Genomic DNA, 26,831 nt, shown 5'->3' with positions numbered 1-26,831 from the left:
CAAAAGATGGTTTGTTGAACTATAAAACCACCAGTAGGCATGTGTAATCTGCTTTTAGGGTGTATTTATTCAGTATTTATGACTAAATAGTTATTTACATCCTGTGTATGATTCGATAATCTGCATGCCAGTTAGTCACAGTGAGTGAATAATTAATCAGCAAAGGCGTTGATGCTCGCGGTGAGATAAATAAAAATTCAGGATTCAGACGTATGCAAAAAACTGACACTCTCTCTACGAAGTCACCTTCGATGAGAAATATTCTGATGTTCGCAATCCCATCATTATTGGGGTTGTTCCTTTTTATGACGCCAGTCAGTTTCGGTGACAGCGTCACCATCCCGATTGCGGTAATGGCGAGCAGTGTCTTGGACTTACTAGGTAACAGTGCAACAGCGGTCGTCACTGCCTTAGTGGTGTTGAGTGCCGTCGTTTCAGTGTTGGTTACGCTGACCAAGCCTGCCGTTATCATGCGAAATGGCTTTCTTAATGGTTTGTTTAATGTCTCTCCGGTGTGGCTTGTCACCCGTGTTTTCGGTGCCGCCTTCATCGTAATGGCGTTTTATGGTTTTGGCTCGCCAGTCATCATGGGTGAAACAACGGGGGCCTTTGTGCTCAATGAGCTATTGCCTACCTTGTTATCCGTGTTTATTTTCGCTGGTCTATTACTGCCGCTACTGACAAGTTTCGGCTTGCTCGAGCTGCTTGGTGCTATTTTCACCAAGGTAATGCGTCCGTTATTCGGTCTGCCGGGGCGCTCTGCGGTCGACTGTGCCGCCTCTTGGTTGGGCGATGGCAGCGTCGGTATCTTGATGACCAGTAAACAATATGAGCAAGGTTTTTATACCCAGCGTGAAGCGGCAGTGGTTGGCACGACGTTCTCTGCGGTTTCAATCAGCTTTAGTTTGGTGGTGATAGCGCAAGTCGACTTGATGCACATGTTTGCTTGGTTCTATCTCACCGTCTGTTTAGCTGGGATTGCGGCGGCGATCATCGTTCCTCGTCTTCCTCCTCTGAGCTGGAAAAAAGATGCGCTTATCGATAACTCTGAGCGTGAAACCAATGATGAAGTCCTACCGGCTGGCCACAATACGCTGAGCTATGGACTGCACTGTGCTCTGACACGTGCCGAGAAAATTCGCTCGGTAAGCAGTGTGCTAAAAGAAGGCGTACAAAACGCCGTCGATATGGTGTTAGGTGTGTTGCCAGTTGTGATGGCAATTGGTACGGCGGCGTTGATGGTCGCTGAGTACACCGATGTGTTTAGCATCCTAGGGGCGCCATTTGTGCCATTGCTTGAACTATTGCATATCCCTGATGCGGTGAAAGCCTCTGAGACCATGGTGATTGGTTTTGCAGACATGTTTATTCCTGCCATTTTAGCCGCAGAAATCGACAGTGAAATGACCCGTTTTGTGATTGCTACGGTATCGGTGACCCAGCTGATTTATATCTCGGAAGTGGGTGCCTTACTACTGGGAAGCAAAATCCCAGTCAAGCTGTGGGAGCTGTTCGTGATCTTTATTTTACGTACGCTAGTCACTCTGCCTGTTATCGCAGGGGTTGCTCACCTGATTTTCTAATTAGGCGCTACGCATAAGCCGCTATGCGCGTACTCCTTACATCATCAACGCCTCACTTTTTGTGGGGCGTTTTTTTGTTAACGCGTCCTCGTTGTTGTGATACAAGCCCTCGGTTGTATCAACCACCTATGGGCAGAAAGGGACATATATTGGTATGCTGAACGCAGCGGCTAATGGGAGGCGGGATGAAAATAGTCACTCTTCATGGATTATACATGCACGGTGTTTTTTTGATTCCGCTGTGCGAGCGCTTAGAAAAACATGGACACCAGGTACTGAATGTTTCGTATAATACGCTCAATCCGGACCTAGAGGGTATCACCGCCAAAATCGATGCCTTTGTTGGTGACCAGCCAGCGATCTTGATTGGCCATTCGATGGGCGGACTCATTATTCGCCGTTACTTGGAACAGAGCACAAAGCGGTGTGATAGACCGCCTCTCGATGTTCGCGCGGTGATCACTTTGGGCACGCCGCATCAAGGCGCTAAGTTAGCAAGTATTTTTGGCGATCTGGGGTGGGGCGGCTGGTTGTTTCAACGTAGCGAAGACATGCTTATCCCTGACAAGGTCAGGCCTTGGAAGAATCTTCCGCCGTTACATAGCCTTGCCGGCGATTGCCCCTGGGGACCTGCGGCGCTGTTGTTAAAAAACCAAGTCTGCGATGGCACTGTGCTGGTCGAAGAAACCAAAATCGAGGGCATGACCAGTCACGATCTGTACTCGGTGACCCACATTGCATTACTGTTTTCAAGGCGGGTCAGTGAGCGTGTGATTCAGTTAGTCGCTCAATATGAGCCGACGGCTGTGCCAGCCGCCGAGGGCTAAAGTGATGGTTTGATAAGGTCACTTTAGTTCGGATGATTCGTGTGTTCCCACCCAAGTATTAACAAACGTCCCATCGGGGTCATATTGCGCGGCTTGTTTGTCGAGGTTAAACCGGCGGCTGCCGCGCGGATCGGCACCAACGCCTGCTAAGTATTGCCAATTGCCATAATTAGCCGCTACATCAAAATCAATCAGTTGCTGCTCAAAGTATGCTGCGCCATAGCGCCAATCAACACCTAACTCATGGACTAAGCAGCTGGCCACCAATTGACGACTGCGATTCGAGAGCCATCCGGTTTGTTTAAGCTGGCGCATCGCCGCATTGACAATAGGAAAGGACGTCGTGCCTTCACGCCATGCCATAAAGGCTTCGGCATAAAAAGTGGTGAGTGGCCGTTTGTTGGCAATGCCTTTGAACGCAAAAAAGCGGGCGCCATAGTGATACAGCATCCATTGGAAATATTCGCGCCACAACAGCTCAAAGTATAGCCAATAGGTTGACTCGTTTTTTTCAACATTGCGCTCATATCGATCGAGCTCTGCGGCGACCCAGCGCACGGACAAACTGCCGTTAGCGAGCCAAGCCGATAAGCGTGACGAGAAATCCCAACCATCAAGGCCGTTGCGCGTTTCTTTATAGCGCTGAATACGATGGGTATCCCATAAGTAATGATTCAGTTGCGCACGTCCGGCGATTTCACCGCCTTGATAAGGGGCTATTCGACGATCAGATAGGGGCGCTGGGTCGGACTTAATCGCTGTGATGGGGGCTGGCAATGACTCAGGTACTGGTAACGGCAAGCGTGGTTTGATCCCGCGCTTTTCCACCGCTTTACGGAATTGAGTAAAGGTCGTCGGGATCTCAGGTAAGTCAAACGGCAGCTGATGCTGGGTAAACAAGGTGTGAGCATCCGAGACAACCACCCGCTGCGGAAAGCGCTCAACCAGCGTATCAATCTGGTGACGCTCACGTGTCCCTGGGTGGTCGGTGACGCCAATAAGGTCAAACTCATGATCCATACACAGATTTGCCACCACCTCTAGCGGCTTGCCGGTGCGAATAATCAATTTTTGCCCCATCGCATCCAGGGCGCGATGCAGTTCGGTTAGGCTTTGCCACAAAAACGCTTCCCGTGGGGCACCGAGGTGCTTACTTTGAAAGTGATCCGCACGATACCAGCTCGGGTCAATCACAAACACGCAGGTCAGCTGATCGCAGCTCGAGGCTAAATTGGCGAGTGCAGGGTTATCATGTATTCGAAGGTCGTGACGAAACCACATTAATCCGCGTTGCATACCTATCTCCTTTTTCCCTCCAATACGCTCACAGGCTGCGGGCGGATTGCTTGATTGGATCAACTGGGTGACTATTCGTCAACCACGAGCATGAATGTGGGCTCTCGCACCCGCCTAAGTGCGCGCTGGGGTGTGAATGAGTGTTATGGACGAAGACTAGATCTGTCGCTGGCGTTGCGCCCACATTCCAATAAAAACAAAGGTGGCGACCAAACCGGCAAAGAGCCAATGATCTGGCCATCCGCGCATTTGTCGCGCCAGCCACGGAGAGACGGTAATGATAAAAGCGCCGTAACCAAAGGCATTGATCGCCACAAATACCAGAGTGCGAACGATAAAATGATGGCCGGTCAATAAACGGCGTAGCGTCCGATTAATATCATTGCCAAATACCACCAACAGTGACGCCACAATGGCCACTGCAATATCACTGAGCCATGGCGTTAACCACGCACCCGCCTGAGAAAACCAAGAGATTAAAATATTCATAACGATTTACACTGTGTAGAATGCGGCTAGAGTACTGATTTCTGCTGGCGACTTCCAGCGCGGACTTAGCCCGCGGGAGCGCACGATGTAAGGAGAAGGCATGAAAATCGCATCGATCGGGTTAGGGGACATTGCGCAAAAAGCCTACATGCCATTGATGGTCAATTGGCCAGGGCTCGAATGGGTATTGTGCAGCCGTGATGACGCTAAGCTGGCGACGCTCGCCACGCAATACCGAGTGAGTGAGACCGCAAGTGATATCCAACAATGCTTAGCATTAGGGGTGGATGGAGTGATGATCCACAGCGCCACCGACTCGCATGCGGCCTTGATTCGTACCTGCTTGCAAGCAGGTGTGCCGGTGTTTGTCGATAAACCTGTCGCCCCATCAGGCGCGGAGGTTGAAGCCTTATTCAACTTGGCAGAACAACAGCAAACCCCCTTGTTTGCAGGCTTTAACCGGCGTTATTTGCCTTTGCTCAACACCCATCTCAATGGCCAGCGCCCCGAAGACGAACTGGGCACACCCCTTTTATCGCTGCGTTGGGAAAAACACCGTCATGCGCTGCCCGATGCACCGCGTCGTTTTATTTTTGATGATTTCATTCATCCACTCGACAGTATAAACGTTCATGGTGACATCAATATTGATGATTTGGACGTGTTTGCTCAATTTAGCGAAGGCTTGCTAGGCCGCTTAGACGTGCGTTGGCACCGCGACAATAGCTTGTTTGAGGCCAGCATGAACCGCCAGTATGGGGTCACCAAAGAAACCATTGCGGCGGCCTATCGTAACGAGTGCTATTTCTTTGATGGCTTTACCCGTGGTGCGCGCATGCAAGACAACGTCACCACACAGCTTACCTTGCCAGATTGGACGGGTATGCAAGCGAGCAAAGGTTTTGCGGCTATGCTCAGCCATTGGTTTGAGGTGGTCAGCGAAGGGCGGGTTGATGCTGCTCTCACCGCTCGTAATGTGGCGAGCCACTGGGCCGCGGAAGATTTGGTCGCCTATTGTGAAGCGCTGCGCGATAGCCCCTAGTCCCACGCGCAGCACGCTGTGGCTGTTTACGCTTCGACCGGATTATCCGTATGCGAGTGGATTAAATAGGGCAATAACAACGGGCGGACATTAAAGCTCACGTTTAACTTGGCCGCCAGCAAATATAACCCCGCAATTTTACGATGTAAAAACAGTGCATCCGCCGGTGGCGTGTGCCAATAGCCTTGTTCCATACTCAGCGCCATCCCACGGTTACGTAAACGCGTTGCCAAATCGGCGTCGCCAAAGTTAAATGGAGCATCCGTCGCAATCGGTTCACAAGCCGTGTTCACAAGCTCCAGCACACTGGCTTTTTGCTCTGGCAAGATGTGCTCGGCAAAAAAGCCAATTTGGGTTAGTGCCACCTCAATCCCTGCGTTGTCTTTTTCAATCGCCGCTAAAAATAGTTTGCGATAGCCATCGGTAAACGTCGGGGCATACTGACGGGTGGCGCCAAAATCGAGCAACACGACGCGTCCGGTATCGGGCTGATACAAATAGTTGGCAAAGTTAGGATCGGTTTGGACCTCGCCAAACACAAAGACTTCCTCAAACAGCAACTGGAATAAACGACTGATCACGCGGTGACGAATCGTCTCTGAAGCCTTGTTGAGTTGCTCAATCGGCTCTCCTGCCATATAGCTCATGGTGAGAATGCGATCTGAGGTAAGGGCTGAGTGAACCCTTGGCACCACCAAACCGTTGGCATTTTTCAAATGGTCGCCAAACCGAGTCAATGCTTGTGCCTCTTTGCCGTAATCGGCTTCATCATGCAGTTGTTGCTTGGCTTCATCGAGTAAGGCTTGGTAATTCGCTTCTTTGGGGATCAGGCCACTTAAGCGCAGTAGGGTGATCACATTATCCACATCGCTATCAATGCTGTCTTTGATGCGCGGGTATTGCACCTTTACCGCTACTTTTTCACCGGCATCGGTATAGGCCTCGTGCACTTGGCCTATCGACGCTGACGCGATGGGCGAAAAACGAAAGTGGGTGAACTCAGCCTGCCAATTGTCGCCCAGCTCTTCACTGAGCACTGCTTTGAGCTGCGCCGGTGGCATGGGAGTGGCATTATTACGCAAACGGGCGAGCAGCTCGCTGAGCTCTGGCGGAATCAAATCCCCCGCATCCATTGACAACAATTGACCGACCTTCATCGCCGCTCCACGTAAGTCCGCCAGTTTGTCCGCCACGTGGGCAATATTGGCCGGCGACATCACCAAATCCTTACGACTCGGCCGATTGCCCTGGGCAAACTGTTTGGTACCTTCCCACGCCACATTCGACGCCACACGCCCCGCCAACGAAGCCAGTGCACCAAAGCGAGAAAACTTACCATGCGGCACTTTACGATTTTTCATAGCCACCTCCTGAATCCCCACTAAGAATACGCGACGAACAGCGGAATGGTTTGGTGGGGACGTGTGGTGCACGTGGAAAGTCACACTCTTTAACATGCTTCCATCTAGATAGGTATAAACTCCTTAAGTTGTTCAATATATCAGCAGCCAGTTTGTAACGTGATCTAACAACTGGTGTAGGAACTTACTTACATTTACACTCAGTCACAGAACGCTCGATTTTTGTATCGATACAGCTACCTTCTCGTACTGAGTCGGTTGGTTTCTCGTACCTGCGCTCCCGCAAGGTAAAGAATAATGAGTTTGAATAATGGCTAGAGGCCTAAATAACACTCCCTCCCTCAGTGTGGTTCCTGTCTCTGCTAAGGCGCGAGGGAGAGGAAAAAGGAATGTTTATTAACATGGTGAAGAAAAATAGAAGTATCGTCAATAAACTGCTATTCGGCATCGCATTTTTTTTGAAATGGGTTTGGCTATTAACGCTATTTTTATTAGGCCTACTCGGTTACGCGTTGACACCTTTCGAGGTTTTTGAATACGGCTTTTATTTTGCAGAGATCGACCTAATCGAGACACTGTTTTTCGTTTTCTTCGTGGTATTTTTTTATCACTACATAAAGCGTTGCCGACAGGTAGATGCACCAATAGTAACAAAAGTTATCATGCCGTGGGTGCATCAGGCTTATGTGCTTTTACTAGTCATTGCTGTGTTTGTATTAAACAAGCAATACTTTCATTTTAACTGGGAACCTTATGCCAGGCTACCTCTAATTAATTTAATATCTTATCTATTGATGGCAGTTACCTTCCTTTATAGCTATTATCGAATCAACACGCTTGCCAGAACTAAATACCAAACGAGCGAAATCAACCGCGAAGGAGTTGCCGAATGAGAGTCGCTTGTTATTTAGTATTATGCCTTTTATGTGTTGCTAAGCCCAGCTACGCGTTAATACATTCGGATGCTAAAGCAGGTAGTGCTGATTTTTTGATCTCCGCTTGCCAAGAATATATCGAAATCTATGACAAGAAAGATGATCCCCATTTTGGTGCCTTTCTCACCACTTCGAAGGAAGAAAGCTTTCGAGCAGGATATTGCTTAGGAGCACTCATGAATGCCGACAACATGTGCACCAGTTATGGCACGCGGTCTGTGTATAGAGCCGCAGAGTTAATCGCCTCTGTGACGCTTGATGATGCCTATTCTGAAACGCGGTTGTTGGAGCGTGCTGTATGTCGTTAATGAATACCAATGAAGCAGTGAAAAGTCTTTTCGGGGTTGGAGGGAGCCAGCTCCTCCGCTCAAAAGCGAATAGCTACGTGCGCAACAAGGTCATCCCGCCTGCGTGTGTGCAAAAAGAAGATTTTAGTGACGCGAGCATAAACAAGCGTGGAAAAACGTATTTGACCTCACAAGGGCAAGATTGCTTGTTTAACGCACTGGTGTTAGACGCCTTTTTTAGTGATACCAAATTCGTCAAAAAAATTTTTGATGATTCCTCTGCTCGTACCGAAAGCGCCATCGTGTGCGAGGAGATCTTGCTCAACGCGCAATCTGTTCAGTCGACTGCACATTTAACACAGGCGGCGCAGCAGTTTATCGGTGAGATGCAAAATGGTGGGTTCAAATTGCGAGAACAGCGTTTAACGAGTCCCTTCCCCGATCAACGCTTACCTAATGCGGATGTGGCGATGCATAACACAGGGTTGCTCTATCAATTGCTTAGAGATCAGCGGTTGTCACTGTCATTGAAAGAGCAAATTCTCTTTCACTGGTTCGAGCAAGATCTGACAAAAGCGGCACAACTTGCCGAGCAAGTCGATAGTGCCTTGATGGACCGTGATCGCGGTTTAGCTGCGCTGGTGAGTCGGGTGAATCAAGAGTATCAAGAGGCTCTACGCTTTACGTCGTTGCTAAACAGTTTACCCGAGTAAAAAAAGCTTTTTTGTGCACTGCACAAATCAACACTACTTCTGTCACCCAGAAGGAGTAGTGTTATGAACAAAGCAAATCAACTCGTTATCAATTACCATATTACTGAGAAGTGCAATTACGACTGCCATTACTGCTATGCAAAATGGGCAAAGCCTAATGAGATCCACCGAAATATAGACGATATGCGGTCGCTGCTTTTCAAGCTAGCGCAGTACTTCTTTTCACCAAATCCTATTAAGAAAGAGTTACAGTATCAACGTGTTAGGCTAAATTTTGCAGGTGGAGAGCCTTTGCTTTTAAAGCAACGCTTTATTGACGCATTGGATTATGCCATCGAGTTAGGCTTTGATACATCTATTATTACGAACGGCCATTTAATTACAGACCAATTTATTGAGGCGCATAGCCACAAGCTCCAATTACTGGGGATTAGTTATGATGCTTGCGACCTCGAGCGACAGCAGATTATTGGTCGCAAGACAGCTGCGGGTCATGCGTTATCTTCCCACCGACTAGAATCAATTTTTACACAAGTAAAACACTACTCACCTCACACCGAACTCAAAGTTAATACCGTCGTCAATACGTTTAATATTGAAGAAGATTTCACCACTTTAATGGCACGCATACAGCCCCATAAATGGAAGGTACTGCGGGTGTTACCTGTGTTTGATTCAGTTCAAGCCATCACGGACCAACAATTTCAAACGTTTGTTGAACGACATCGTTCCGTGTCTTATTGCATGTCGGTTGAAGATAACGACTCAATGACCAATTCGTACCTTATGCTCAGTCCTGATGGTGCATTTTTCCAAAATGGGAATGATGGGCAAGGTTACTTTAAAAGCCGTTCATTGCTTACCACGCCTGTTGACGTTGCGTTAGCGGAAACCGGATTTGATGCCGAGAAATTTTCGCAACGTTATCAGTAGGGAGGGGAGCATGACAAAGGAAATTGTAAGCGATGGTGTTAGCGTTCAAATCATTATGCCTAAAGCCTCTTCTCGACTTCTCCATCAAGCTGAAGAGGTGGTGGTAAAAATATTGGATCACAAGATCTCGCCAGGCATGCACCCAAAGGTTATTCAGACGAACAAGGACTGGCTAAGTTATCGCGTTAATCGAAAATATAGACTGTTGGTAAAGCGCTCTTGCATTTCTACCGGCCCATATCACTGTATGAGCCATAAAGAATTTGATCGATGGGCGAGTAAACGTTGGATTAAAGCTCCGAAACGAAAGAAACTTCCCAGATACAGAGTAATATGGTCTAAATAACGCTAGTCTTGCTCGTTCCCGCATGGGAGCGAGCCAAATCCACACCACGATATGGCAAAGACCTTTCCATTTACATGACATTCCAACCCGGGTCACAGCCTCGGGGGTTAAATCGCGTTTAGATCAAATAAAACAGCGGTTTATATTTTTGGTTGTCTAGTTAAGTAGTAGCATTTGCTTACAAAGTTAGTCTGTAGGGTAATTGCCAATGAAGCTGATGTTTAAAACGAAAATACTGCTACTTGCCATCGTGCCACTGATCGCCTCAATGCTGATTATGAGTGCGGTCACGGCCTATAACGAACAGGCGTTAATAGAAGAAAACATTGCCACGTTTCGGGAGAAGTTGGTCAACGAGCGTAAAAAACAACTCAAAGAAGTGACCCAGGTAGCGGAGAACATCGTTAAGCGTTTTAACCCAGGCACCAATGAGGCTCGCTTGGCTGAGGTGAAAACGGCGCTTACTGATGTGCAGTTTGGCGATACGGGTTACTTTTTTATTTACAACAAACAGGGGATCAATGTGTTTCACCCTGTTAAACCAGCCCTTGAAGGAAAAAACCTGATTGATTTTACCGATCCGAAAGGCAATAAGGTGATTCAAGGGTTACTCGAGGCGGCACAACGTGGCGATGGCTACTTTAATTTTATGTTTGATAAGCCGGGTACCGATGCGCTGATTGATAAAATCGGCTATGCGGTAATGGTGAATAACGGTCAATGGCTATTAGGCACTGGCGCCTACACCGATGACATTGATCAAGAGGTTGCTGCCTATCGCAGCGACGCAGAGCAAACCCTGGATGCACAAATTTTCCGTTTAACCCTGTTGGGGATAAGCACAGTGATTATCACGGTGTTGCTGGTGAGCTGGTTTGCGCAGCGTATTGGTGAGCCGGTGAAAAACATGCTTGATAAGCTTAATGATATTGCTAGCGGTGAGGGCGATCTCACTCAGCGTTTGCACGTACATGGCTATGATGAAATCGCCCAACTCGGTCATGCCTTTAATCGCTTTGTAGAGAAGCTGCAGCACACCATTCAGCGCGTCGCGCAAGTCACGGCGCAAGTAAACCGCACCGCCTGTGATATGGCTCAGCAAACATCCGCGGTGGCTGAAAAACTACAAACCCATGATAACGAGACCGAGCAAGTGGTCACCGCGGTGACAGAGATGAGCTCTGCTGCGCAAGAAGTGGCACAAAACACCACACAGGTGGCTGATGCCGCCACCTCTGCCACCCAAGATGCGCAAAACGCGCAAACTCAAGTGCATGAATCTATCGCGTCGGTTGAGCGGCTGGTGGCGAAAATGAGCGAGTCGAGCGGGCAGGTGGATCAACTTAAAGCTCAGTCGGATAAAATTACCTCGGTACTGTCCGTGATTGGTGAGATTGCTGAGCAAACCAATCTATTGGCGCTGAACGCGGCGATTGAAGCCGCCCGTGCGGGAGAGCAGGGCAGAGGCTTTGCGGTGGTGGCCGATGAAGTGCGCACCTTGGCCAGTCGCACTCAAACCAGTACCCATGAGATCCGTGACATGCTTGATGGTCTACACGTGCATGTGGATAGTGCCGTGAAAACCATTGCCGACAGCGATCAAGAGTGCCAAAGCATGGCAACGATTTCAGCGCAAATTGGCGAGCGAATCACCTCGGTGAGTGCGGCGTTTTCGCAAGTGAACGATATGACCTCGCAAATTGCCAGTGCGGCGTCAGAGCAAACCACGGTCACGGAAGATATTCATCGTAATCTGGTATCGATTCGTGACATTGTCGCTAGCTTATTGAACTCGAGTGAGGCATCGTCACACGCGGCGGAAGAGCTGAGCTCACTGGGTCAAGATCTCGATACCTTGGTGGGGCAATTTAAAGCCGCCTAAGCTAATAGCATGATCACTATTCTCGGCACATGGGATAAAAAGTCATAAAGGACGCTTACCGCAAGCGTCCTTTCGCTTTACAATAGCAATTTTAGCGGTATTATGCTGACGCAAACGTTTGCTTTAAACATGTTGTGCGCTATTGAGAGGGTTTCATGCTGCCTGATGTCGAGATCTGTCGTAACACCACACTCGCCCCCATATCTACTATTGCCAAGCAAGTTGGCCTCCTTGACTCAGAGTTTAAAACGCAAGGTAGCTATAAAGCCAAAATCTCTCTCGATTGCTTAAAGCGTCTTGCGCCCAACCCAACCGGAAAGTTAGTCCTGGTCACCGCTATAACTCCCACGCCCTTGGGTGAAGGCAAAACCGTCACCACCATTGGTCTGGCGCAAGGCTTGGCCAAGCTGAATCATTCTGTAACGGCCTGTATTCGTCAGCCTTCGATGGGGCCGGTATTTGGTGTGAAAGGTGGCGCAGCTGGCGGTGGTTATTCGCAAGTGGCTCCGATGGAGGAGCTCAACCTCCACCTGACGGGAGATATTCATGCGGTGACCGCGGCGCACAACTTGGCTGCTGCGGCCATTGATGCGCGAATTTATCACGAGCAACGTCGAGGCTATGACGATTTTGAAGCGCGCAGTGGCTTAAAAGCGTTAAAAATTGACCCAAGTCGCGTGGTGTGGAAGCGGGTGATGGATCATAACGATCGCGCCTTGCGTATGGTGACTGTGGGTAAAAACGAGCCGGGTAAAACCATCAACGGCTACGAGCGTGAGGGCGGGTTTGATATCTCGGCGGCCTCTGAGCTAATGGCGATTCTGGCGTTGGCGAGCGATCTTCGCGATTTGCGTCAGCGCATCGGCCGCATAGTGTTGGCTTATAGCCATACCGGTGAGCCGATCACCACCGAAGAGTTGCAAGTGGCCGGCGCGATGACGGTCAGTATGAAAGAAGCGATTGAACCCACCTTGATGCAAACCCTAGAAGGCGTGCCGACAATGATTCACGCCGGCCCGTTTGCCTATATTGCTCATGGCAATTCGTCGATTATCGCCGATAATATTGCGCTTAAGTTGGGTGATTATACCGTCACGGAAGGCGGTTTTGGCTCAGACATGGGGTTTGAAAAAGCCTGCAACATCAAAGCGCAAGCATCCGGTAAAGCGCCTGATTGTGCGGTGATTGTGGCGACATTACGTGGCTTAAAAGCTAACTCTGGTCACTACAATTTGCAGGCTGGTCAGCCCATGCCTGATGCACTCTTCGCAGATGATAATGAGGCATTAGTAGCAGGGTTCGAAAATCTCAAATGGCATATCGATAACGTGACCCAATATGGTGTGCCGGCGGTGGTGGCGATTAACCGCTTTCCACAAGACAGTGATGCTGAGCTAGCGACACTCAAGGCGATGATTGAAGCGCTGCCCAACAAAGTAAGAGTAGCGATCAGTGAAGGCTTTGCCCAAGGTGGCGAGGGCACGCGTGAACTGGCGGAACAAGTGGTCGCGCAATGTGAAACCAATGCATCATTCTCGCCCTTGTATCATGCCCAGCAAAGCTTGGAAGAAAAACTGATGGCGGTTGCGGAAGTTGGTTATGGCGCGGGAAGCGTGACGTTAAGTGAGACCGCGAAACAGCAACTACAACAATTTAAAGCGCAAGGGTATGACGGTTTGGCAGTCTGTTTGGCGAAAACGCCACTGTCTATTTCAACCGATGGTGCGATAAAAGGCGCCCCCCGAGGCTTTGATGTACCGATCCGCGAGTTAAAACTGTGCGCTGGTGCTGGGTTTATCTATGCCTTATGCGGCAACGTGATGACCATGCCCGGCCTACCGGAAAAACCGGCGTTTATGAATCTCGACCTCGATGGTGAGGGCAGTATTGTTGGATTGAGTTGATGACTTAGTGCCCGACTAAAGTGCTAGGATTAGATGGCTTTGCTCGTTTAAAGGCGAATTCAATGGATGATCAACAAATTACAGGTAAAGCTATAAAGCAAGCGAAAGCAATGAAAAAAATGATTGCCAGAAAGCTTGTTGATCATTTGCCCGAGGAGGAGGAAGCGGCTTCTGTATTTATGGCAGGGTCGCCAGGCGCAGGTAAAACGGAAACGGCTAGAGCGATGGTTCGTGCTTTTAAGAATGAGCACGACCTGACATTAGTGCACATAGAGAACGACGAGTTAAGAAAGGCATTTGAAGATTATCAAGGTTATAACTCGCCCTTGTTTCAGCGCCCAGCTACAATCTTGGTAGAAGCTATTCATGATCGCGCTTTGAAGCGAAGAGTCAGCTTTATTCTTGATTCAACGCTTTCCAGTTTCGATAAAGCGAAAGATAACATCGAGCGATCTTTGAAAAAAGGCCGCTTTGTTATGATTGTTTTTGTATATCAGGAGCCAGTGCAAGCTTGGCGTTTAGTGAAAGCGAGAGAAAGTGTTGAAGGTCGTCGTGTCCCCAGTGAAGTCTTCATTAATCAGTTCCTAGAATCGCAACGTGTGGTGAGTGAATTAAAGAAACTGTTTAGGGATCAGATTGATATCACTTTTATTGAGAAAAACGTCGATGGTGCCAACAAGAGACCACACTTTAACGTCGGTGACATTGACGCACTATTGCGCAAAAAGTACAATCGAGAGTCGCTTGAACGTATCGTCGGTATCACGAAAGGAGGGAGCCATGCAGAATAAGCGTAATAAGGTAAAATCTACCGCTTTCTCTGACTTCGTGCGTCACTCGTCGTCGAGAGAAAAGCGAAAGTTTTTCGATAAAATAGTGAGAGAAACGATTAAAGAGCAGCAAGACATGCTCACAAAGGCAGAGCAAACAGCTAAGTGTCAGTAATCGTTTATATTTCTCGTGAGAGCCGCTGTTGTCAGCGGCTTTTTTGTTTGTGCTAGATGCGGCCACGCTTGTGATTATCTTCACGGTCGTGTGATGTGGTATCCTCTCTGGCTTCAATTCTCCCACCGACTGTGAGCCTGACTTGAAAAAAATCGCGGTTTTTGTCGACGTTCAAAATATCTACTACACCACACGGCAAGCCTACGGGCGTCAGTTTAACTATCGCCAGTTATGGCAAACCCTCAATGATATGGGGGAGGTGATAACCGCGTATGCCTATGCCATTCGCCGCGATGACGATCAGCAAATCAAATTTCAAGATGCCCTGCGTCACATTGGCTTTACCGTCAAGCTCAAACCCTATATTCAACGCGCTGATGGCAGCACCAAAGGAGATTGGGATGTGGGGATTGCCATTGATGTGATGGAAACAGCCCCCGAGGTTGATACCGTGGTGCTGTTATCCGGTGACGGGGATTTTGACTTGCTGATGAACAAAATCCGCGCGCGCTATCACACCGAAGCGGTGGTGCTTGGCGTGCCATCCTTAACGGCTAATTCTTTGGTGAACAGCGTCGATCGCTTTATCGCGATTGAAGACGATATGTTGTTGTAGGCACGGCGTTTAGTTTGCAGTTCTGGGACAGTTTCTGATTTTATTTTGATGTTGAAGTGAGTAAACGATGTACAAATTAATCGCCCTAGATATGGACGGCACCTTGTTAAACAGCGAGAAAGCAATATCTGCTGAGAATAAACAAGCCATTGCCCGCGCGCGTGAGAAAGGCGTGACTGTGGTATTGGCGTCTGGTCGGCCGCTTGAGGGCATGCAGCCTAAGCTAGACGAACTGGGAATCGGGTCGGATAAAGACTTTGTGCTGTATTACAACGGCTCGATGGTGAAAAACGTAGGGACCGATGAGGTGATCTTGCAAAAAGGGCTTGACGGAAAAGCCGCCAAAGCGTTGGCTCGACATGCTGAAGCATTGGGTGCCTACGTGCACGCGTTTAGTACTGAGCACGGTTTAATTACACCAGCACAGAATCCGTATACCGAGATTGAAGGCAAGATCAACGGGCTGGATATTACCGTGATGGATTTCGAGACCCTAAGCGATGATCATCCGATTATCAAAGTGTTGATGGTGGCAGAGCCAAGCAAGTTAAACGAAGTGATCAGTGCGTTACCATCCGCGCTACGCGAGGAATTTACGGTCGTGCAAAGTGCGCCTTTCTTCCTCGAGTTTTTAAACCCTGCGAGTAATAAAGGGGCGGGGGTAGCTGCCATTGCAGCGCATCTAGGCATTCAACCTGATGAAGTGATTTGCATGGGCGATGCTGAAAACGATCACGCAATGTTGGAATACGCAGGCCTTGGCATTGCGATGGCGAATGCCATGGAAGCAACCAAGCAAATCGCGGATTACATTACCGAGAGCAATGATGAGCACGGTGTGGCCAAAGCGATTGAAAAGTTTGTGTTAGCAGCGGATAGCGCCGTAGCGTAAAACGAACAAGCATGAACAAATGGGGTGGGTGTTTGTGCCTGCCTCGCTTTAAGGAACGATTAGCGGTCTTTGCGTAAAACAAAAAAGCCTGCTTAAAAGCAGGCTCTCTGGAAATGGTGCGTCCGGGCAGACTCGAACTGCCGACCCCCGCCATGTCAAGGCGGTACTCTAACCAACTGAGCTACGGACGCGAATTTCAAAATGTGGTGCGTCTGAGTGGACTCGAACCACCGACTTCCACCATGTCAAGGTGACACTCTAACCAACTGAGTTACAGACGCATAATTTAGTGTTTCAAGCAAAGTGGTGCGTCCGAGTGGACTCGAACCACCGACCCCCGCCATGTCAAGGCGATACTCTAACCAGCTGAGCTACGGACGCACAGTGCTTGAAAGCGGGATGAATAGTAGCGAGTTCATCTGTGTCACGCAAGCGCTTAAGCGCATATTTTTGCGCAGAAACGACTGTTTGGCGATTTGATCGTCAATATGGCGGTATTTTCACTATTCATCTTGCTTATATCGCTAAGCGATTGCACTGACTTACTGATTTTTGGTGCTTTATTGCCCAAGCTTAACCTCACAGCGCTGGAACAATTGCTGCCAGACATCAGCATGATGCTTAATCGCCGCTTTATACGCCTGATATGCTTCTCCCTCCCAGTAGGCTTTTTTATAATCGTTAAATATATCTGGGGTGTTTAAGCTCGCGAGGCGCGAAAGCGCGGGGGCGAGATCACGATAAAGTCCGTCTACCCGAGCAAGGTATGGCTGCACATCACCCACATAAAACTTGTAAAAGACAGTCTGCAGGCGCTTTAAACGTGTAGTATCGAAATTACCGCCGCAACGCACTGTCTGTTGATGATTAGCGATCAGTTCACTGGTTTGGTTAAGCCACGCGGTGTGATAGCTCAAGCTCACAAACAAATCGCCTAAGATGGGTTGTTTCTCGATACTTTCTTGCCAAGTCGTAACAGGCTCTGTGGGCGCTTGGGTTGAGGGTATCAATTGGCTAAACTGCTCAATAGTGTTAACCGCATTACTGTGTGCCGGCAGTTCGATGGAAAGTGTAAAGGCGGGTAAGCTGAGTTGTTTGCGCCAGGCGTCACTATCAATCAGCGTATTCCAGATCACTTTCTCCCGTTGCTGGCGTTTAAGTGTTAGTGCCTGTTTCAACTCAGCTTGAATGCTCGGATCCTTCACTTGCGGCAAACACTGCGCCGCGGTATCGATGAATTTGAGCTCGTAGTCAAGTTGGCGAAAGCGATCCGCGACTTTACCCAAGGATGAATTGCGCTCCGCGATAAGGTTGAATAAGCCACACTGGCGAAGCTCATAGGCATCGAGCACCCCCATTCGCAGTTCATCAAGCGGCTGAACCAGATCGCGTTTACGCGGCAACGCTGGCAGTTCGGGGGAAGTGAAATCGGGGGTGGGTGCATCCAATACATTGCCAAGTCGCTGGTAATAGTCGGCCATCATATCCTTGGCCGGATCATCTGATTGGCAACCTGTTAATGTAATCAAAGTAGCGAGCAATAAGATAGGTTTGAATCCACGCATGGTATTATCTCTTGGCTAAGAGCTTGACATATCGATGTTAACACGTACGCAGGCGATCGGATTAACGATCGCCTAGTTGATCTCTACTTACGCGCGCTAGCATTTTTCTCCGTATCGATCATTATTTTTGGGTTTGAGTGAGGGATAAAATGGTAAAGAGCTCCTCATCAATCGCTGCCATGTCTTGTTGTACTTGTTCAATATTAGCAATACTCGATTGAATACTCCCAGTTGCTTGTTCAGATAGCGCTAGCAACCGTGCCACTTCGTCATTCAAGCCGTCAGCCGAACACTGGACTTTTTCCATCACTTCTAGGGTCAAGCTGATCACATTGCTGATTTGCCCAATGGCACCGTTAACGTTTCTGACTGTTTCTCCGGTGGTACTGAGGCTGTTTTGGGTATTCTGCGATAAGTTACGGACTTCATCAGCGACAACGGCAAAACCTCGTCCTTGTTCACCTGCACGAGCTGCTTCAATAGCGGCGTTCAGTGCCAGCAAATTAGTTTGTTCGGCAATGCTATCAATCACTTTTAAAATTTCTTCGATACGGCTTGCATTCACACTCAGTGCGTCGGTATGGATTTGTAGATCCTGGCTTTGCCCGTGCTGTTGCTTGACCTCGTGAGCAAGCGTTGAAAACTGTTTTTGAACGGCTTGTAAAATATCTGCACTTTCGGTGGCATAGTCTGCCACACCACTGAAGCTGTTTAGTAGTGACTGAAGCAACGATTTGTACCGAGAAAGGCGATCGATACTGTGCGATTGGAGTGCCGAAAGTTTTTGTAAGCTATTAATTTGTTTTTGCGCGTTGTAGCCACGGTAATCGGCATAGTGAATGGCAAATTGATCGGCAAAATTATCAGCAAAAGGTTCGTCGGGAGCGACGCGGTATAGCATGAGTGCGGTCAAGGTCTGGTTTTGGTGTACACCTAATAGTTCACCAAATGTTGAAAAGCCGGCAATGCTGGGAATGTTATCAAAGCAAGTGACCCGTGATAATGACTGTGTATTGTTGACACGGCGCAAGATACAATCGTTAGCGAGCATGGCAAAAGGTCGGCGAGGTTTTTCTTTTAAATGTTGTTGATAGTCACGTGCAGTCACTTCAGCTAAGTCATCCGCTTTCATCAGATAAAGGCTATCACCAAAATCGAGATCGCAAAAGAAATGTAGAATGCCTTGCTCATGATCAATCGCGGCGATTGAACGGATATATATTTGTTCGCCAATCTTTATTCCAAATGTATAACCATCCAAATATGATTCGAGCTGATGAGACTGACAAGAAAAGTAATCACATAACGTTTGTACGGGTGAAGTCAGGGCGGTGCTATTGGGCGCAAACACACCGGTAACAACCCGAGTCGCCGGATCGCCTTTGGCTATGTCTAGATGAAAGTCTGTTGGTTTGAAGTTATGGCTATTCATGATGCCATAGCGAACACCTGGTGCAAACTTGATAAATGCGAGTGCGGCATGGTTGTCGAGTAGTTTCCCGTTGAGGGCTAACCTAGCTGCGCTGAAATCCAGAGTGCCTCCCGCTGAACCGCCGACGAAGTAGCAGGGAAAGCGACGGGTTGCATAAAGTGCCTGCATAAAAAAGTTTTCTGAGCCACTTAATCCATCAAAAAAGGTGAGTGCTACTGTATCTTGCGCGTCGACAGTAAAAGGCACTTTGAGCTGTTGCAACGATCGCGTGATTTTTTCAATGCGTGCCACTGGTGATAATGTCGGCGTACCGCTTTTAATATCTTCGCAATGTAAAGGTACGGTCGCTGCGCTGACAGATTCAATGACATTGTCGCCATAACTTTGTAAAACAATGTTATCCCATTGGCCATCTGTGGTGTGATACAGAGAGGTATGCCCGCCACCAAGTTCGCCCGCTGTCATTATGGTGATCAGGTTTTGGCAAAAGGGCATCGCGGCTTGGAGTTTGTAGGTTGTTGCTTCAAAAGGTAAATGGGGTGAGATAAAAGCCAGCACCAGAGGTGTTTTCCCTTCTGAGAAAGATAAAGCCGACAGCGTGGCTTGATTGACGTCGTGGCTACGAATACACAGTGAATGAACAAAAGGTGGATGGTACGGAGATTGATGTAAGGTTCTACCTGACAACGAGTGAGACTTTAAGAATTTAAACATAAACAACTCTACGACAAAGTGAACGGGTCGTCACATGATTTGTATGGGCTTTTTAACAAACTATACGTGGTTTAGCCGTAGTAACGTAGCTGTGAGTTATGATCTATCGCTCTGTTTTATAAACTTTTAATTCTATTTTTGTGAACCTGTGATGGCTATCACCCTGTCAGCTTAGTCCGACAGGGTGAAGGTGCACTTACCGCTCTGCCATAGCCAGTTGGAACTCAGGAGATTGCTGGCGCATCCAGCGTAAGCGTAGGCCCAACAATACCGCGGCACTGGATAGACCGATAATAATGCCAACCCAAAAACCGTGCGCGCCCATGGCCGGTACCAACCAGTCTGTCATGCCAAGCACATAGCCGAGTGGCAAGCCCAGCCCCCAGTAGGCGATCAGGGTGCGTTGGAAAATGGCGCGCATGTCTTTGTAGCCACGCAGAGCACCGGCAGCAACCACTTGAATTGCATCGGTGATCTGATAGACAGCTGCTAATAACATCAATGATGATGCCAGCGTGGCGACATCGGGATTATCAGAATACAGGGCGATAATTGGGTCGCGTAGCCACACGGTGAGTAAGGCGGTTACCACGGCGGTGCTGACACCCAGCCAAATACCGATTTTGGCGGAATTAGCCGCCCCTTCGGTGGTGCGTTTGCCCAATAGGTGGCCGACACGAATGCTGACCGCTACGCCAAGGCTCATCGGCAACATAAAGATCATGGTGGAGAAGTTGATCGCCACTTGGTGCGCGGCCACGGTGATCGGCCCAAGTGGGGCGATTAAAATAGCAATGGCCGCAAACAGCGTTACCTCGAAGAACAGTGAGGCCGCCACGGGGAAGCCGAGTTTAAATAAGCGGATTTGCTCTTTAATCATCGGCGTGTAGAGCGTTGCAAATAGGTGTAGGCCACTGAGCTTTTTGCTGATCATGACATACACGCCCATCAGTCCCGCCATTAGCCAGTAAACCAGCGCGGTGGCAACGCCACATCCCACGCCGCCAAGTTCTGGCGCCCCTAGCTTACCGTAGACAAACATCCAGTTAAGCGGCACATTGGCGGCTAGGCCGATAAAGCCAATCACCATCGCTGGGACGGTCAACGACATCCCCTCGCACAGGTTGCGAATCGCCTGAAAAAGCAAGAAGGCCGGGACGGCCCAAATCACCGCATGCAAGTAACCAATGGTTTTAAGTGTGAGCGCCGCTTCGACATCCATCAAGTCAATAATAAAGCCGGCTTTATACAAGATGAGCCCAATCGGCACGCTTAATAGCAGTGCCATGTATACACCTTGCTGAAATTGAAAGGGGATCTGATTTTCTTTGCCAGCCCCGTTGAGCTGGGCAATCACCGGGACCATCGCCATTAACAAGCCGATGCCAAATAAAATGGCGGGCATCCATATGCTTGAGGCAACCGCCACGGCAGCCATATCAGTGGCACTGTAGCCACCTGCCATTACGGTATCGACAAACCCCATTGAGGTTTGAGCTATTTGGGCAATAAAAACAGGCACACTGAGCCGAATAATGGCTCTTGCTTCATCATGGTATTGCTGCACGTCGGCCTCAATAATTTGTGATTGAACGGAAGGGGAATGGAATCGCGCGCAATTATACGTGCTAGGGGAAGAGAAAGGAAAGCGAAAGCACTATCAATTTCGCACCCACGGCGATGCAAAGTCTTTAGAACAGGCGCGTTGCGGCGGTATCGCGCTTAACGGTTAGAAAATTTGCTCATCATCCGCATCAATAAACAAATGAATGGTTCGATGAGATTCATCGATCTGCATATCGTAATGAATGGCATTGCAACAGTTTGGGCAGTCTTCATAAAACTCCTGGTTGCCACCACTTAGATCCAATGTGATATCAAAGCGATGACCACAGTGCGGGCAATTTACGATCCGGTCAGTCATATCATCCATGGTTACACACCTTTTTTTGATTCTCTGTACTCAAAATCAGTATAGATGAGGATGCTAAGGGGATAAACGTAGGGGTTAATATGATCGATAAACTGGGCTATGCGTCGCGACAAATGGCATATCACCTTGATGCCGGTGAATGCCATTTATATTGCTATCATGATGTCGACGGCTAGAGCGATTCGAGATTATCTGCGCTAAATGCACGAAGGCTCGCAAGCTTTTGGTCGGCTATCACAAAGCGAGGATCCTCCCACTCATGGGCTGCAGGCACGACAATGGTTTTCATCGAGGCCGCTTTGGCAGCAAGTAGGCCAGTAAATGAATCTTCAAAAGCTACACAGTGATCGGGCTCCACACCCAAGGCAGTGGCGGCGTTAAGATAGACCTCTGGGTGAGGTTTGCCGTGTTTAAGTGCACCGGCTGACTCTACGATGGCAAATTGATCACTGAGTCCCAATGCATCCAAAGTAGGATGGATAAGCGTGAGTGGCGATGACGATGCCAAGCCCACTTTTAGTCCTGCTTGATGGCAAATTGCTAACGCGTCTTTAACGCCTGGCATCATCGGCTTTTCGTCTTTCACTAACTCAACCACACGGTCGACGATTCGCGCCTGCACATCCGCATTGGAGGAACCTTGCCAGGGCTGAGTGCGTGCGTAGTATTTGACTATCTCGTCAATTCGAACGCCTGTGGTGTCACGCGTATCCTGTAAACTGATGGAAACACCCAGCTCGCTTAAGACGTCAATTTGTGCACGTTGCCAAAACGGCTCTGAGTCAACCAACAGGCCGTCCATATCAAATATTGCGGCAGATAACATCGCCAACCTCATTCTCAGTTTGTGTGCACCGCATCCTACACCGTGAGTGTGAGTTTTGTCAGCAATTGTTCTGCTTGTGTGAGGTATGGCCCGCCGAATAAGTTGACATGGTTAAGCACGTGATAAAGGTTGTAAATGTCTTTTCGATTTTGATAACCCTCATCTAACGGCCACTCGGCTTGATAGCCGTTGTAAAAGCTTGATGGAAAACCACCAAAGAGCTCTGTCATCGCGATATCGGCTTCTCGATCGCCCCAATAACAGGCAGGGTCAAACACCACCGGACCATTGACCGACAGGCCCATATTGCCAGACCAAAGATCCCCGTGCAGTAACGAAGGTTTGGGCGCGTGGCCGACAAGTTGGGCTTTAACATTCTCGATAATGGTATCGATGTCGCCAAAATGCAGCGAGCGCTCAGCCGCCAATTGCAATTGCCAACCAATGCGTTGTTCGGCAAAAAAACGACACCATTTGCGGTGCCAACAGTTTCTCTGCTCCGTGGTGCCGATGAAATTATCGTCATCGAAGCCGTACTCTGCTTGCTCTCCCCAGCGATGATGACGCGCTAAGTGTTGCCCCAACAAATAAGCCTGCGTGTCATCTATCGGTTTGATGGGCAGGTAGTTGAGCACCAAGACAGCACTGTCTTTCACGGGGCCAATAAAATACACCCGAGGAACATGAATATGGCCGCTCATCGCGAGTTGACGCAACCCTTCCGCCTCGGCTTCAAAGGCGGGGAGTAGTGCACGCTCGTTTACCTTGACGAAAAAGCGCTGATCACCGCCATCGCTAATGCAATAGGCATCATGGATATCGCCACCACTGATAGCGTGTTTTTCGGTGATCTCGAAATCAATCCCGAGTTGTTCGGATAGGTGTACAGACAGGGCATGCCACATAAGCGACTCCGTTACATCGAGGTAAAGAGGGAAGTAACAGCAACTGGTTATATATTAGCCTATGATGTCGCCCAATATCTGTGGATATGACGACAGTTTAGATAAAAAACGGCTCATAAAGAGCCGTTTAACTGTCAAGTTTGGAACGCGTTACCGATGTTAGGAGACGGATGTCAAACTTGGCAAGATACCGTTTGGCATTAAGCGGTTATAGGTCCCGGTTTTAAGCAGTGCGTTGGCCTTTTCAATATCAGGGGCAAAGTAGCGGTCTTTATCATAAAACGGCACCACGCCACGCAATTCTGCTTTGGCTTGCTCCAGTCGTTCCGAGGTTTTATCGGGCGCGCGAAAGTCAATGCCTTGACTGGCCGACAGCAGTTCGACGGCTAAGATGCCGCGTGTATTGCTGCTCATATCATGCAAGCGACGAGCGGCAAAGGTGGCCATGGAGACATGATCCTCTTGGTTTGCTGAGGTGGGTAGGCTGTCAATTGACGCTGGGTGAGCCAGGGTTTTGTTTTCACTTGCCAACGCGGCAGCAGTGACCTGTGCGATCATAAACCCAGAGTTAACGCCACCGTTGTTAACCAAAAACGCCGGGAGTTTGCTGAGGTTGCTATCGATGAGCAGTGCCATGCGGCGTTCCGATAAGCTGCCAATCTCTGCAATCGCCAATGCCAGGTTATCCGCGGCCATGGCAACGGGCTCAGCGTGGAAATTCCCCCCAGATATGATATCGCCATCATCTGGGAACACCAAGGGGTTATCCGACACTGCATTGGCTTCAGTCGTAAGCACGTCGGCTGCTTGGCGAATTTGCTGTAAGCAGGCGCCCATCACCTGTGGCTGGCAGCGCAGTGAGTAAGGGTCTTGCACTTTTTCACAGTTTTGGTGGCTGTCACCAATTTCACTGGATTCATTCAACAGATGGCGATAGGCGGCAGCGGCATCCATTTGGGTTTGGTGGCCGCGCACTGCGTGAATGCGTGGATCGAAGGGGCGGCGACTGCCGAGTGCCGCTTCCACTGATAATGCACCACAAACCGTGGCGGCGGCATACAAGTCTTCGGCCTCAAATAAGCCTTCGAGGGCAAAGGCGGTTGACGCCTGGGTGCCGTTAAGAAGCGCAAGCCCTTCTTTTGGCCCCAGCGTGATAGGAGACAGCCCCGCGATTTTTAACGCGGCTTCACCGGAGATCACTTCGCCTTTATAACGCGCTTGGCCTTCCCCCAGTAATACCGTGCTCATATGAGCCAGTGGGGCAAGATCACCTGAAGCACCAACGGAGCCTTTTTTAGGAATACAGGGATACACCTCGCGGTTGACCAACTCTGCCAGTGCTTTGACAACCTCAAAGCGAATCCCTGAATAGCCGCGCGCCAAGCTCGCAATTTTGAGCACCATCATCAAGCGCACGGTGGCATCGTCCATAAATTCACCAATGCCCGCCGCGTGAGACAGTACAATCGAGCGCTGGAGCGTTTCGAGATCGTCAAGCTCAATGCGGGTATTGGCTAATAAGCCAAAGCCAGTATTGATTCCATACACCACCCGTCCTTGCTCAAGGACGTTGGTGACAGTGTCGGTGCTGGTTTTCATAGTGGCTTCAATGCCGTCAGCAAACGCCAGTTGAACGGGCTCTCGGCTAACTTGTCGCAGTTGATCCAGGGTGAGCTCACCAGGTTGTAGCGTTAATGTGTACATCTTGCTCTCCTTAGCGCAGCGGTTGGTTAGGTAAGTCCAACAGCGGCAGATCGAGTTGTTCTTCTTTGGCACAATCAATGGCAATGTCATAGCCGGCATCGGCGTGGCGCATGACGCCTGTCGCAGGATCGTTGCGCAGCACGCGTGCCACACGTTGGTGTGCATCGTCGGTACCGTCACACACTATGACAACGCCAGAGTGTTGTGAAAAGCCCATACCAACACCGCCACCATGGTGCAAAGATACCCAGGTGGCCCCTGATGCTGTGTTTAGCATCGCGTTGAGCAATGGCCAATCTGACACCGCATCTGAGCCATCAAGCATGCCTTCGGTTTCACGGTTCGGGCTCGCCACTGAGCCTGAGTCTAAGTGGTCACGGCCAATCACAACGGGAGCTTTGAGTTCGCCATTTTTCACCATTTCGTTAAAGGCAAGGGCCAAGCGGGCACGGTCTTTGACACCCACCCAACAAATACGTGCCGGTAAGCCTTGGAATTGAATGCGCTCTTTGGCCATATCAAGCCAGTTGTGCAGGTGTGGGTCGTCCGGGATCAGCTCTTTGACTTTTTGGTCGGTTTTATAGATATCTTCCGGATCGCCCGACAGGGCCGCCCAGCGGAACGGACCAATTCCTTGGCAGAATAACGGACGAATGTAGGCAGGGACAAATCCTGGGAAATCAAAGGCATTGTTAACCCCCACTTCGAGTGCCATTTGGCGAATGTTATTGCCGTAATCCAAGGTCGCCGCGCCGCGCGTTTGCAAATCAAGCATCGCTTTTACTTGTACGGCCATTGACGCTTTCGCCGCTTTCACGACCTCTGCTTCGCTTTCTTTGCGCTGAGCAGCGGCTTGTTCCATGGTCCAGCCCTGCGGTAGGTAACCGTTAAGGGGATCGTGGGCTGAGGTTTGGTCGGTGACCACATCCGGGGTGATATTGCGCTTCACCAGCTCTGGATAAATATCAGCCGCATTGGCCAGTAACCCAATGGAAACGGGCTTACCAGCTTGATTGGCTTGCTCAATCATCTCCAGGGCTTCGTCAAGCGAGGTGGCTTTACGATCGACATAGCCGGTGCGCAAGCGATAATCGATGCGGCTTTCATCACACTCAACCGCAATCATTGAAAAGCCAGCCATGGTGGCTGCTAGCGGCTGGGCGCCACCCATGCCACCCAGACCACCGGTCAAGATCCAACGTCCCTTGGCTTCACCATCGAAATGCTTTTTAGCGACGGCAACAAAGGTTTCGTAAGTGCCTTGAACAATGCCCTGAGAGCCGATATAAATCCAGCTCCCCGCGGTCATTTGGCCATACATCATTAACCCTTGCTTATCGAGCTCATTGAAATGTTCCCAGTTTGCCCAGTGCGGCACCAAGTTTGAGTTGGCAATAAGCACACGGGGCGCATCTTTGTGGGTCGGGAATACCCCGACAGGCTTACCGGATTGCACCAACAAGGTTTGGTCGTCATCAAGACGTTTAAGCACCTCGACAATTTTATCGAAACATTGCCAATTACGGGCGGCCCGACCAATACCTCCATAGACAACTAAGCCATTAGGGTGTTCGGCCACGTCCGGATGTAGGTTATTCATTAGCATGCGAAGGGGGGCTTCGGTTAGCCAGCTTTTTGTATTTAGCTCTGGCCCGGTTGGGGCTTTAACCGTGCGTGAATCAAAACGTGGATCCGTCATGG

General features: G+C 49.4%; 24 protein-coding genes and 3 tRNA genes. 13 read left to right on the top strand and 14 right to left on the bottom strand.

Annotated elements, in window-relative coordinates; genetic code table 11:
- The first annotated feature begins 212 nt into the window (after positions 1 to 212).
- Complete coding sequence (locus BZG72_RS05470) at positions 213 to 1,583, top strand: YjiH family protein (RefSeq protein WP_241832521.1); 1,371 nt, start codon at positions 213 to 215, stop codon at positions 1,581 to 1,583.
- A gap of 215 nt (positions 1,584 to 1,798) precedes the next feature.
- The gene (locus BZG72_RS05465; RefSeq protein ID WP_077641673.1) at positions 1,799 to 2,410 is read left to right on the top strand and encodes an esterase/lipase family protein; all 612 of its coding nucleotides are present in this window, start codon (positions 1,799 to 1,801) and stop codon (positions 2,408 to 2,410) included.
- 18 nt (positions 2,411 to 2,428) lie between these two features.
- Here the strand turns inward: BZG72_RS05465 and BZG72_RS05460 are convergent, their stop codons facing one another.
- Positions 2,429 to 3,706 carry a DASH family cryptochrome gene (locus BZG72_RS05460; RefSeq protein ID WP_077666298.1) on the bottom strand — a complete coding sequence of 426 codons (1,278 nt, stop codon included), beginning with the start codon at positions 3,704 to 3,706 and terminating at the stop codon, positions 2,429 to 2,431.
- Between the two features lie 156 nt (positions 3,707 to 3,862).
- The gene (locus BZG72_RS05455) at positions 3,863 to 4,195 is read right to left on the bottom strand and encodes a DUF3392 domain-containing protein (protein ID WP_046073279.1); all 333 of its coding nucleotides are present in this window, start codon (positions 4,193 to 4,195) and stop codon (positions 3,863 to 3,865) included.
- 100 nt (positions 4,196 to 4,295) lie between these two features.
- On the opposite strand from BZG72_RS05455, the gene BZG72_RS05450 reads away from it, so the two are divergent.
- A complete protein-coding gene (locus BZG72_RS05450) occupies positions 4,296 to 5,237 on the top strand; it encodes a Gfo/Idh/MocA family protein (protein ID WP_077666297.1) in 942 nt (313 codons plus the stop codon).
- 26 nt (positions 5,238 to 5,263) lie between these two features.
- Here BZG72_RS05450 and BZG72_RS05445 read toward each other — a convergent pair whose 3' ends face one another.
- Positions 5,264 to 6,604: an ABC1 kinase family protein gene (locus BZG72_RS05445; RefSeq protein ID WP_198930053.1), complete on the bottom strand. Its 1,341-nt coding sequence runs from the start codon at positions 6,602 to 6,604 to the stop codon at positions 5,264 to 5,266.
- Between the two features lie 383 nt (positions 6,605 to 6,987).
- Here BZG72_RS05445 and BZG72_RS05440 point away from each other — a divergent pair, with 383 nt between their 5' ends.
- From BZG72_RS05440 to BZG72_RS05395, 10 genes are all read left to right on the top strand, one after another.
- On the top strand, positions 6,988 to 7,491 hold the full coding sequence (locus tag BZG72_RS05440) for a hypothetical protein (RefSeq protein ID WP_077666295.1): 504 nt from the start codon (positions 6,988 to 6,990) through the stop codon (positions 7,489 to 7,491).
- On the top strand, positions 7,488 to 7,841 hold the full coding sequence (locus BZG72_RS05435; RefSeq protein ID WP_077666294.1) for a hypothetical protein: 354 nt from the start codon (positions 7,488 to 7,490) through the stop codon (positions 7,839 to 7,841). The genes BZG72_RS05440 and BZG72_RS05435 overlap by 4 nt, the downstream gene beginning before the upstream one ends.
- The gene (locus BZG72_RS05430; RefSeq protein WP_077666293.1) at positions 7,832 to 8,533 is read left to right on the top strand and encodes a hypothetical protein; all 702 of its coding nucleotides are present in this window, start codon (positions 7,832 to 7,834) and stop codon (positions 8,531 to 8,533) included. The genes BZG72_RS05435 and BZG72_RS05430 overlap by 10 nt, the downstream gene beginning before the upstream one ends.
- Before the next feature lie 63 nt (positions 8,534 to 8,596).
- A complete protein-coding gene (locus BZG72_RS05425) occupies positions 8,597 to 9,466 on the top strand; it encodes a viperin family antiviral radical SAM protein (RefSeq protein WP_069361259.1) in 870 nt (289 codons plus the stop codon).
- Positions 9,435 to 9,812 (top strand): ParE family toxin-like protein, encoded by a 378-nt coding sequence (locus BZG72_RS16580; protein ID WP_443508077.1) that lies wholly within the window; start codon positions 9,435 to 9,437, stop codon positions 9,810 to 9,812. Before BZG72_RS05425 ends, BZG72_RS16580 begins: the two co-directional genes overlap by 32 nt.
- A 217-nt stretch (positions 9,813 to 10,029) precedes the next feature.
- Positions 10,030 to 11,694: a methyl-accepting chemotaxis protein gene (locus tag BZG72_RS05415; protein ID WP_198930052.1), complete on the top strand. Its 1,665-nt coding sequence runs from the start codon at positions 10,030 to 10,032 to the stop codon at positions 11,692 to 11,694.
- Between the two features lie 155 nt (positions 11,695 to 11,849).
- Complete coding sequence (locus tag BZG72_RS05410; protein ID WP_077666291.1) at positions 11,850 to 13,598, top strand: formate--tetrahydrofolate ligase; 1,749 nt, start codon at positions 11,850 to 11,852, stop codon at positions 13,596 to 13,598.
- 62 nt (positions 13,599 to 13,660) lie between these two features.
- The gene (locus BZG72_RS05405; RefSeq protein WP_077666290.1) at positions 13,661 to 14,389 is read left to right on the top strand and encodes a zeta toxin family protein; all 729 of its coding nucleotides are present in this window, start codon (positions 13,661 to 13,663) and stop codon (positions 14,387 to 14,389) included.
- Between the two features lie 296 nt (positions 14,390 to 14,685).
- Positions 14,686 to 15,159: an NYN domain-containing protein gene (locus BZG72_RS05400; RefSeq protein ID WP_077666289.1), complete on the top strand. Its 474-nt coding sequence runs from the start codon at positions 14,686 to 14,688 to the stop codon at positions 15,157 to 15,159.
- 67 nt (positions 15,160 to 15,226) lie between these two features.
- Positions 15,227 to 16,051, top strand: coding sequence for a Cof-type HAD-IIB family hydrolase (locus tag BZG72_RS05395; RefSeq protein ID WP_077666288.1), 825 nt, complete (start codon positions 15,227 to 15,229; stop codon positions 16,049 to 16,051).
- A gap of 114 nt (positions 16,052 to 16,165) precedes the next feature.
- Here BZG72_RS05395 and BZG72_RS05390 read toward each other — a convergent pair.
- The 11 genes from BZG72_RS05390 to hutU form a co-directional block, all read right to left on the bottom strand.
- Positions 16,166 to 16,242, bottom strand: a tRNA-Val gene (locus tag BZG72_RS05390).
- Between the two features lie 13 nt (positions 16,243 to 16,255).
- Positions 16,256 to 16,332, bottom strand: a tRNA-Val gene (locus tag BZG72_RS05385).
- A 23-nt stretch (positions 16,333 to 16,355) separates the two neighbouring features.
- Positions 16,356 to 16,432 (bottom strand) — tRNA-Val (locus tag BZG72_RS05380).
- Positions 16,433 to 16,611: 179 nt separating this feature from the next.
- Complete coding sequence (locus BZG72_RS05375) at positions 16,612 to 17,616, bottom strand: DUF3080 domain-containing protein (RefSeq protein ID WP_077666287.1); 1,005 nt, start codon at positions 17,614 to 17,616, stop codon at positions 16,612 to 16,614.
- Positions 17,617 to 17,737: 121 nt separating this feature from the next.
- On the bottom strand, positions 17,738 to 19,762 hold the full coding sequence (locus BZG72_RS05370; protein WP_077666286.1) for a methyl-accepting chemotaxis protein: 2,025 nt from the start codon (positions 19,760 to 19,762) through the stop codon (positions 17,738 to 17,740).
- 196 nt (positions 19,763 to 19,958) lie between these two features.
- The gene (locus tag BZG72_RS05365; protein WP_077666285.1) at positions 19,959 to 21,329 is read right to left on the bottom strand and encodes an MATE family efflux transporter; all 1,371 of its coding nucleotides are present in this window, start codon (positions 21,327 to 21,329) and stop codon (positions 19,959 to 19,961) included.
- A gap of 162 nt (positions 21,330 to 21,491) precedes the next feature.
- Entirely contained in the window at positions 21,492 to 21,695 is a 204-nt protein-coding gene (locus tag BZG72_RS05360) for a CPXCG motif-containing cysteine-rich protein (protein WP_046073270.1), read from the bottom strand.
- Positions 21,696 to 21,867: 172 nt separating this feature from the next.
- Positions 21,868 to 22,521 (bottom strand): hexitol phosphatase HxpB, encoded by a 654-nt coding sequence (gene hxpB / locus BZG72_RS05355; RefSeq protein ID WP_077666284.1) that lies wholly within the window; start codon positions 22,519 to 22,521, stop codon positions 21,868 to 21,870.
- Between the two features lie 35 nt (positions 22,522 to 22,556).
- Positions 22,557 to 23,426, bottom strand: a complete 870-nt coding sequence (locus BZG72_RS05350; protein ID WP_077666283.1) for a fructosamine kinase family protein — start codon at positions 23,424 to 23,426, stop codon at positions 22,557 to 22,559.
- Positions 23,427 to 23,585: 159 nt separating this feature from the next.
- On the bottom strand, positions 23,586 to 25,130 hold the full coding sequence (gene hutH, locus BZG72_RS05345) for a histidine ammonia-lyase (protein WP_077666282.1): 1,545 nt from the start codon (positions 25,128 to 25,130) through the stop codon (positions 23,586 to 23,588).
- A gap of 10 nt (positions 25,131 to 25,140) precedes the next feature.
- Positions 25,141 to 26,829, bottom strand: coding sequence for a urocanate hydratase (gene hutU, locus BZG72_RS05340; RefSeq protein WP_077666281.1), 1,689 nt, complete (start codon positions 26,827 to 26,829; stop codon positions 25,141 to 25,143).
- Between the last annotated feature and the right edge of the window lie 2 nt (positions 26,830 to 26,831).

Origin of the sequence: Salinivibrio sp. PR6, from assembly GCF_001995955.1 — a bacterium.
GTDB lineage: Bacteria > Pseudomonadota > Gammaproteobacteria > Enterobacterales > Vibrionaceae > Salinivibrio > Salinivibrio siamensis.
This window is presented reverse-complemented; position numbering and strand designations above follow the sequence as displayed.

Excerpts from the sequence above, each read along its gene's own strand:
- BZG72_RS05450 (WP_077666297.1), top strand. The coding sequence starts at position 4,296 with ATGAAAATCGCATCGATCGGGTTAGGGGACATTGCGCAAAAAGCCTAC.
- BZG72_RS05370 (WP_077666286.1), bottom strand. The coding sequence starts at position 19,762 with ATGTTTAAATTCTTAAAGTCTCACTCGTTGTCAGGTAGAACCTTACAT.
- BZG72_RS05470 (WP_241832521.1), top strand. The coding sequence starts at position 213 with ATGCAAAAAACTGACACTCTCTCTACGAAGTCACCTTCGATGAGAAAT.
- BZG72_RS05410 (WP_077666291.1), top strand. The coding sequence starts at position 11,850 with ATGCTGCCTGATGTCGAGATCTGTCGTAACACCACACTCGCCCCCATA.
- hxpB (WP_077666284.1), bottom strand. The coding sequence starts at position 22,521 with ATGTTATCTGCCGCAATATTTGATATGGACGGCCTGTTGGTTGACTCA.
- BZG72_RS05430 (WP_077666293.1), top strand. The coding sequence starts at position 7,832 with ATGTCGTTAATGAATACCAATGAAGCAGTGAAAAGTCTTTTCGGGGTT.
- BZG72_RS05460 (WP_077666298.1), bottom strand. The coding sequence starts at position 3,706 with ATGCAACGCGGATTAATGTGGTTTCGTCACGACCTTCGAATACATGAT.
- hutU (WP_077666281.1), bottom strand. The coding sequence starts at position 26,829 with ATGACGGATCCACGTTTTGATTCACGCACGGTTAAAGCCCCAACCGGG.
- BZG72_RS05455 (WP_046073279.1), bottom strand. The coding sequence starts at position 4,195 with ATGAATATTTTAATCTCTTGGTTTTCTCAGGCGGGTGCGTGGTTAACG.
- BZG72_RS05375 (WP_077666287.1), bottom strand. The coding sequence starts at position 17,616 with ATGCGTGGATTCAAACCTATCTTATTGCTCGCTACTTTGATTACATTA.
- BZG72_RS05435 (WP_077666294.1), top strand. The coding sequence starts at position 7,488 with ATGAGAGTCGCTTGTTATTTAGTATTATGCCTTTTATGTGTTGCTAAG.
- BZG72_RS05360 (WP_046073270.1), bottom strand. The coding sequence starts at position 21,695 with ATGGATGATATGACTGACCGGATCGTAAATTGCCCGCACTGTGGTCAT.
- BZG72_RS16580 (WP_443508077.1), top strand. The coding sequence starts at position 9,435 with ATGCCGAGAAATTTTCGCAACGTTATCAGTAGGGAGGGGAGCATGACA.
- BZG72_RS05415 (WP_198930052.1), top strand. The coding sequence starts at position 10,030 with ATGTTTAAAACGAAAATACTGCTACTTGCCATCGTGCCACTGATCGCC.
- BZG72_RS05405 (WP_077666290.1), top strand. The coding sequence starts at position 13,661 with ATGGATGATCAACAAATTACAGGTAAAGCTATAAAGCAAGCGAAAGCA.
- BZG72_RS05425 (WP_069361259.1), top strand. The coding sequence starts at position 8,597 with ATGAACAAAGCAAATCAACTCGTTATCAATTACCATATTACTGAGAAG.
- BZG72_RS05465 (WP_077641673.1), top strand. The coding sequence starts at position 1,799 with ATGCACGGTGTTTTTTTGATTCCGCTGTGCGAGCGCTTAGAAAAACAT.
- BZG72_RS05350 (WP_077666283.1), bottom strand. The coding sequence starts at position 23,426 with ATGTGGCATGCCCTGTCTGTACACCTATCCGAACAACTCGGGATTGAT.
- hutH (WP_077666282.1), bottom strand. The coding sequence starts at position 25,130 with ATGTACACATTAACGCTACAACCTGGTGAGCTCACCCTGGATCAACTG.
- BZG72_RS05395 (WP_077666288.1), top strand. The coding sequence starts at position 15,227 with ATGTACAAATTAATCGCCCTAGATATGGACGGCACCTTGTTAAACAGC.
- BZG72_RS05440 (WP_077666295.1), top strand. The coding sequence starts at position 6,988 with ATGTTTATTAACATGGTGAAGAAAAATAGAAGTATCGTCAATAAACTG.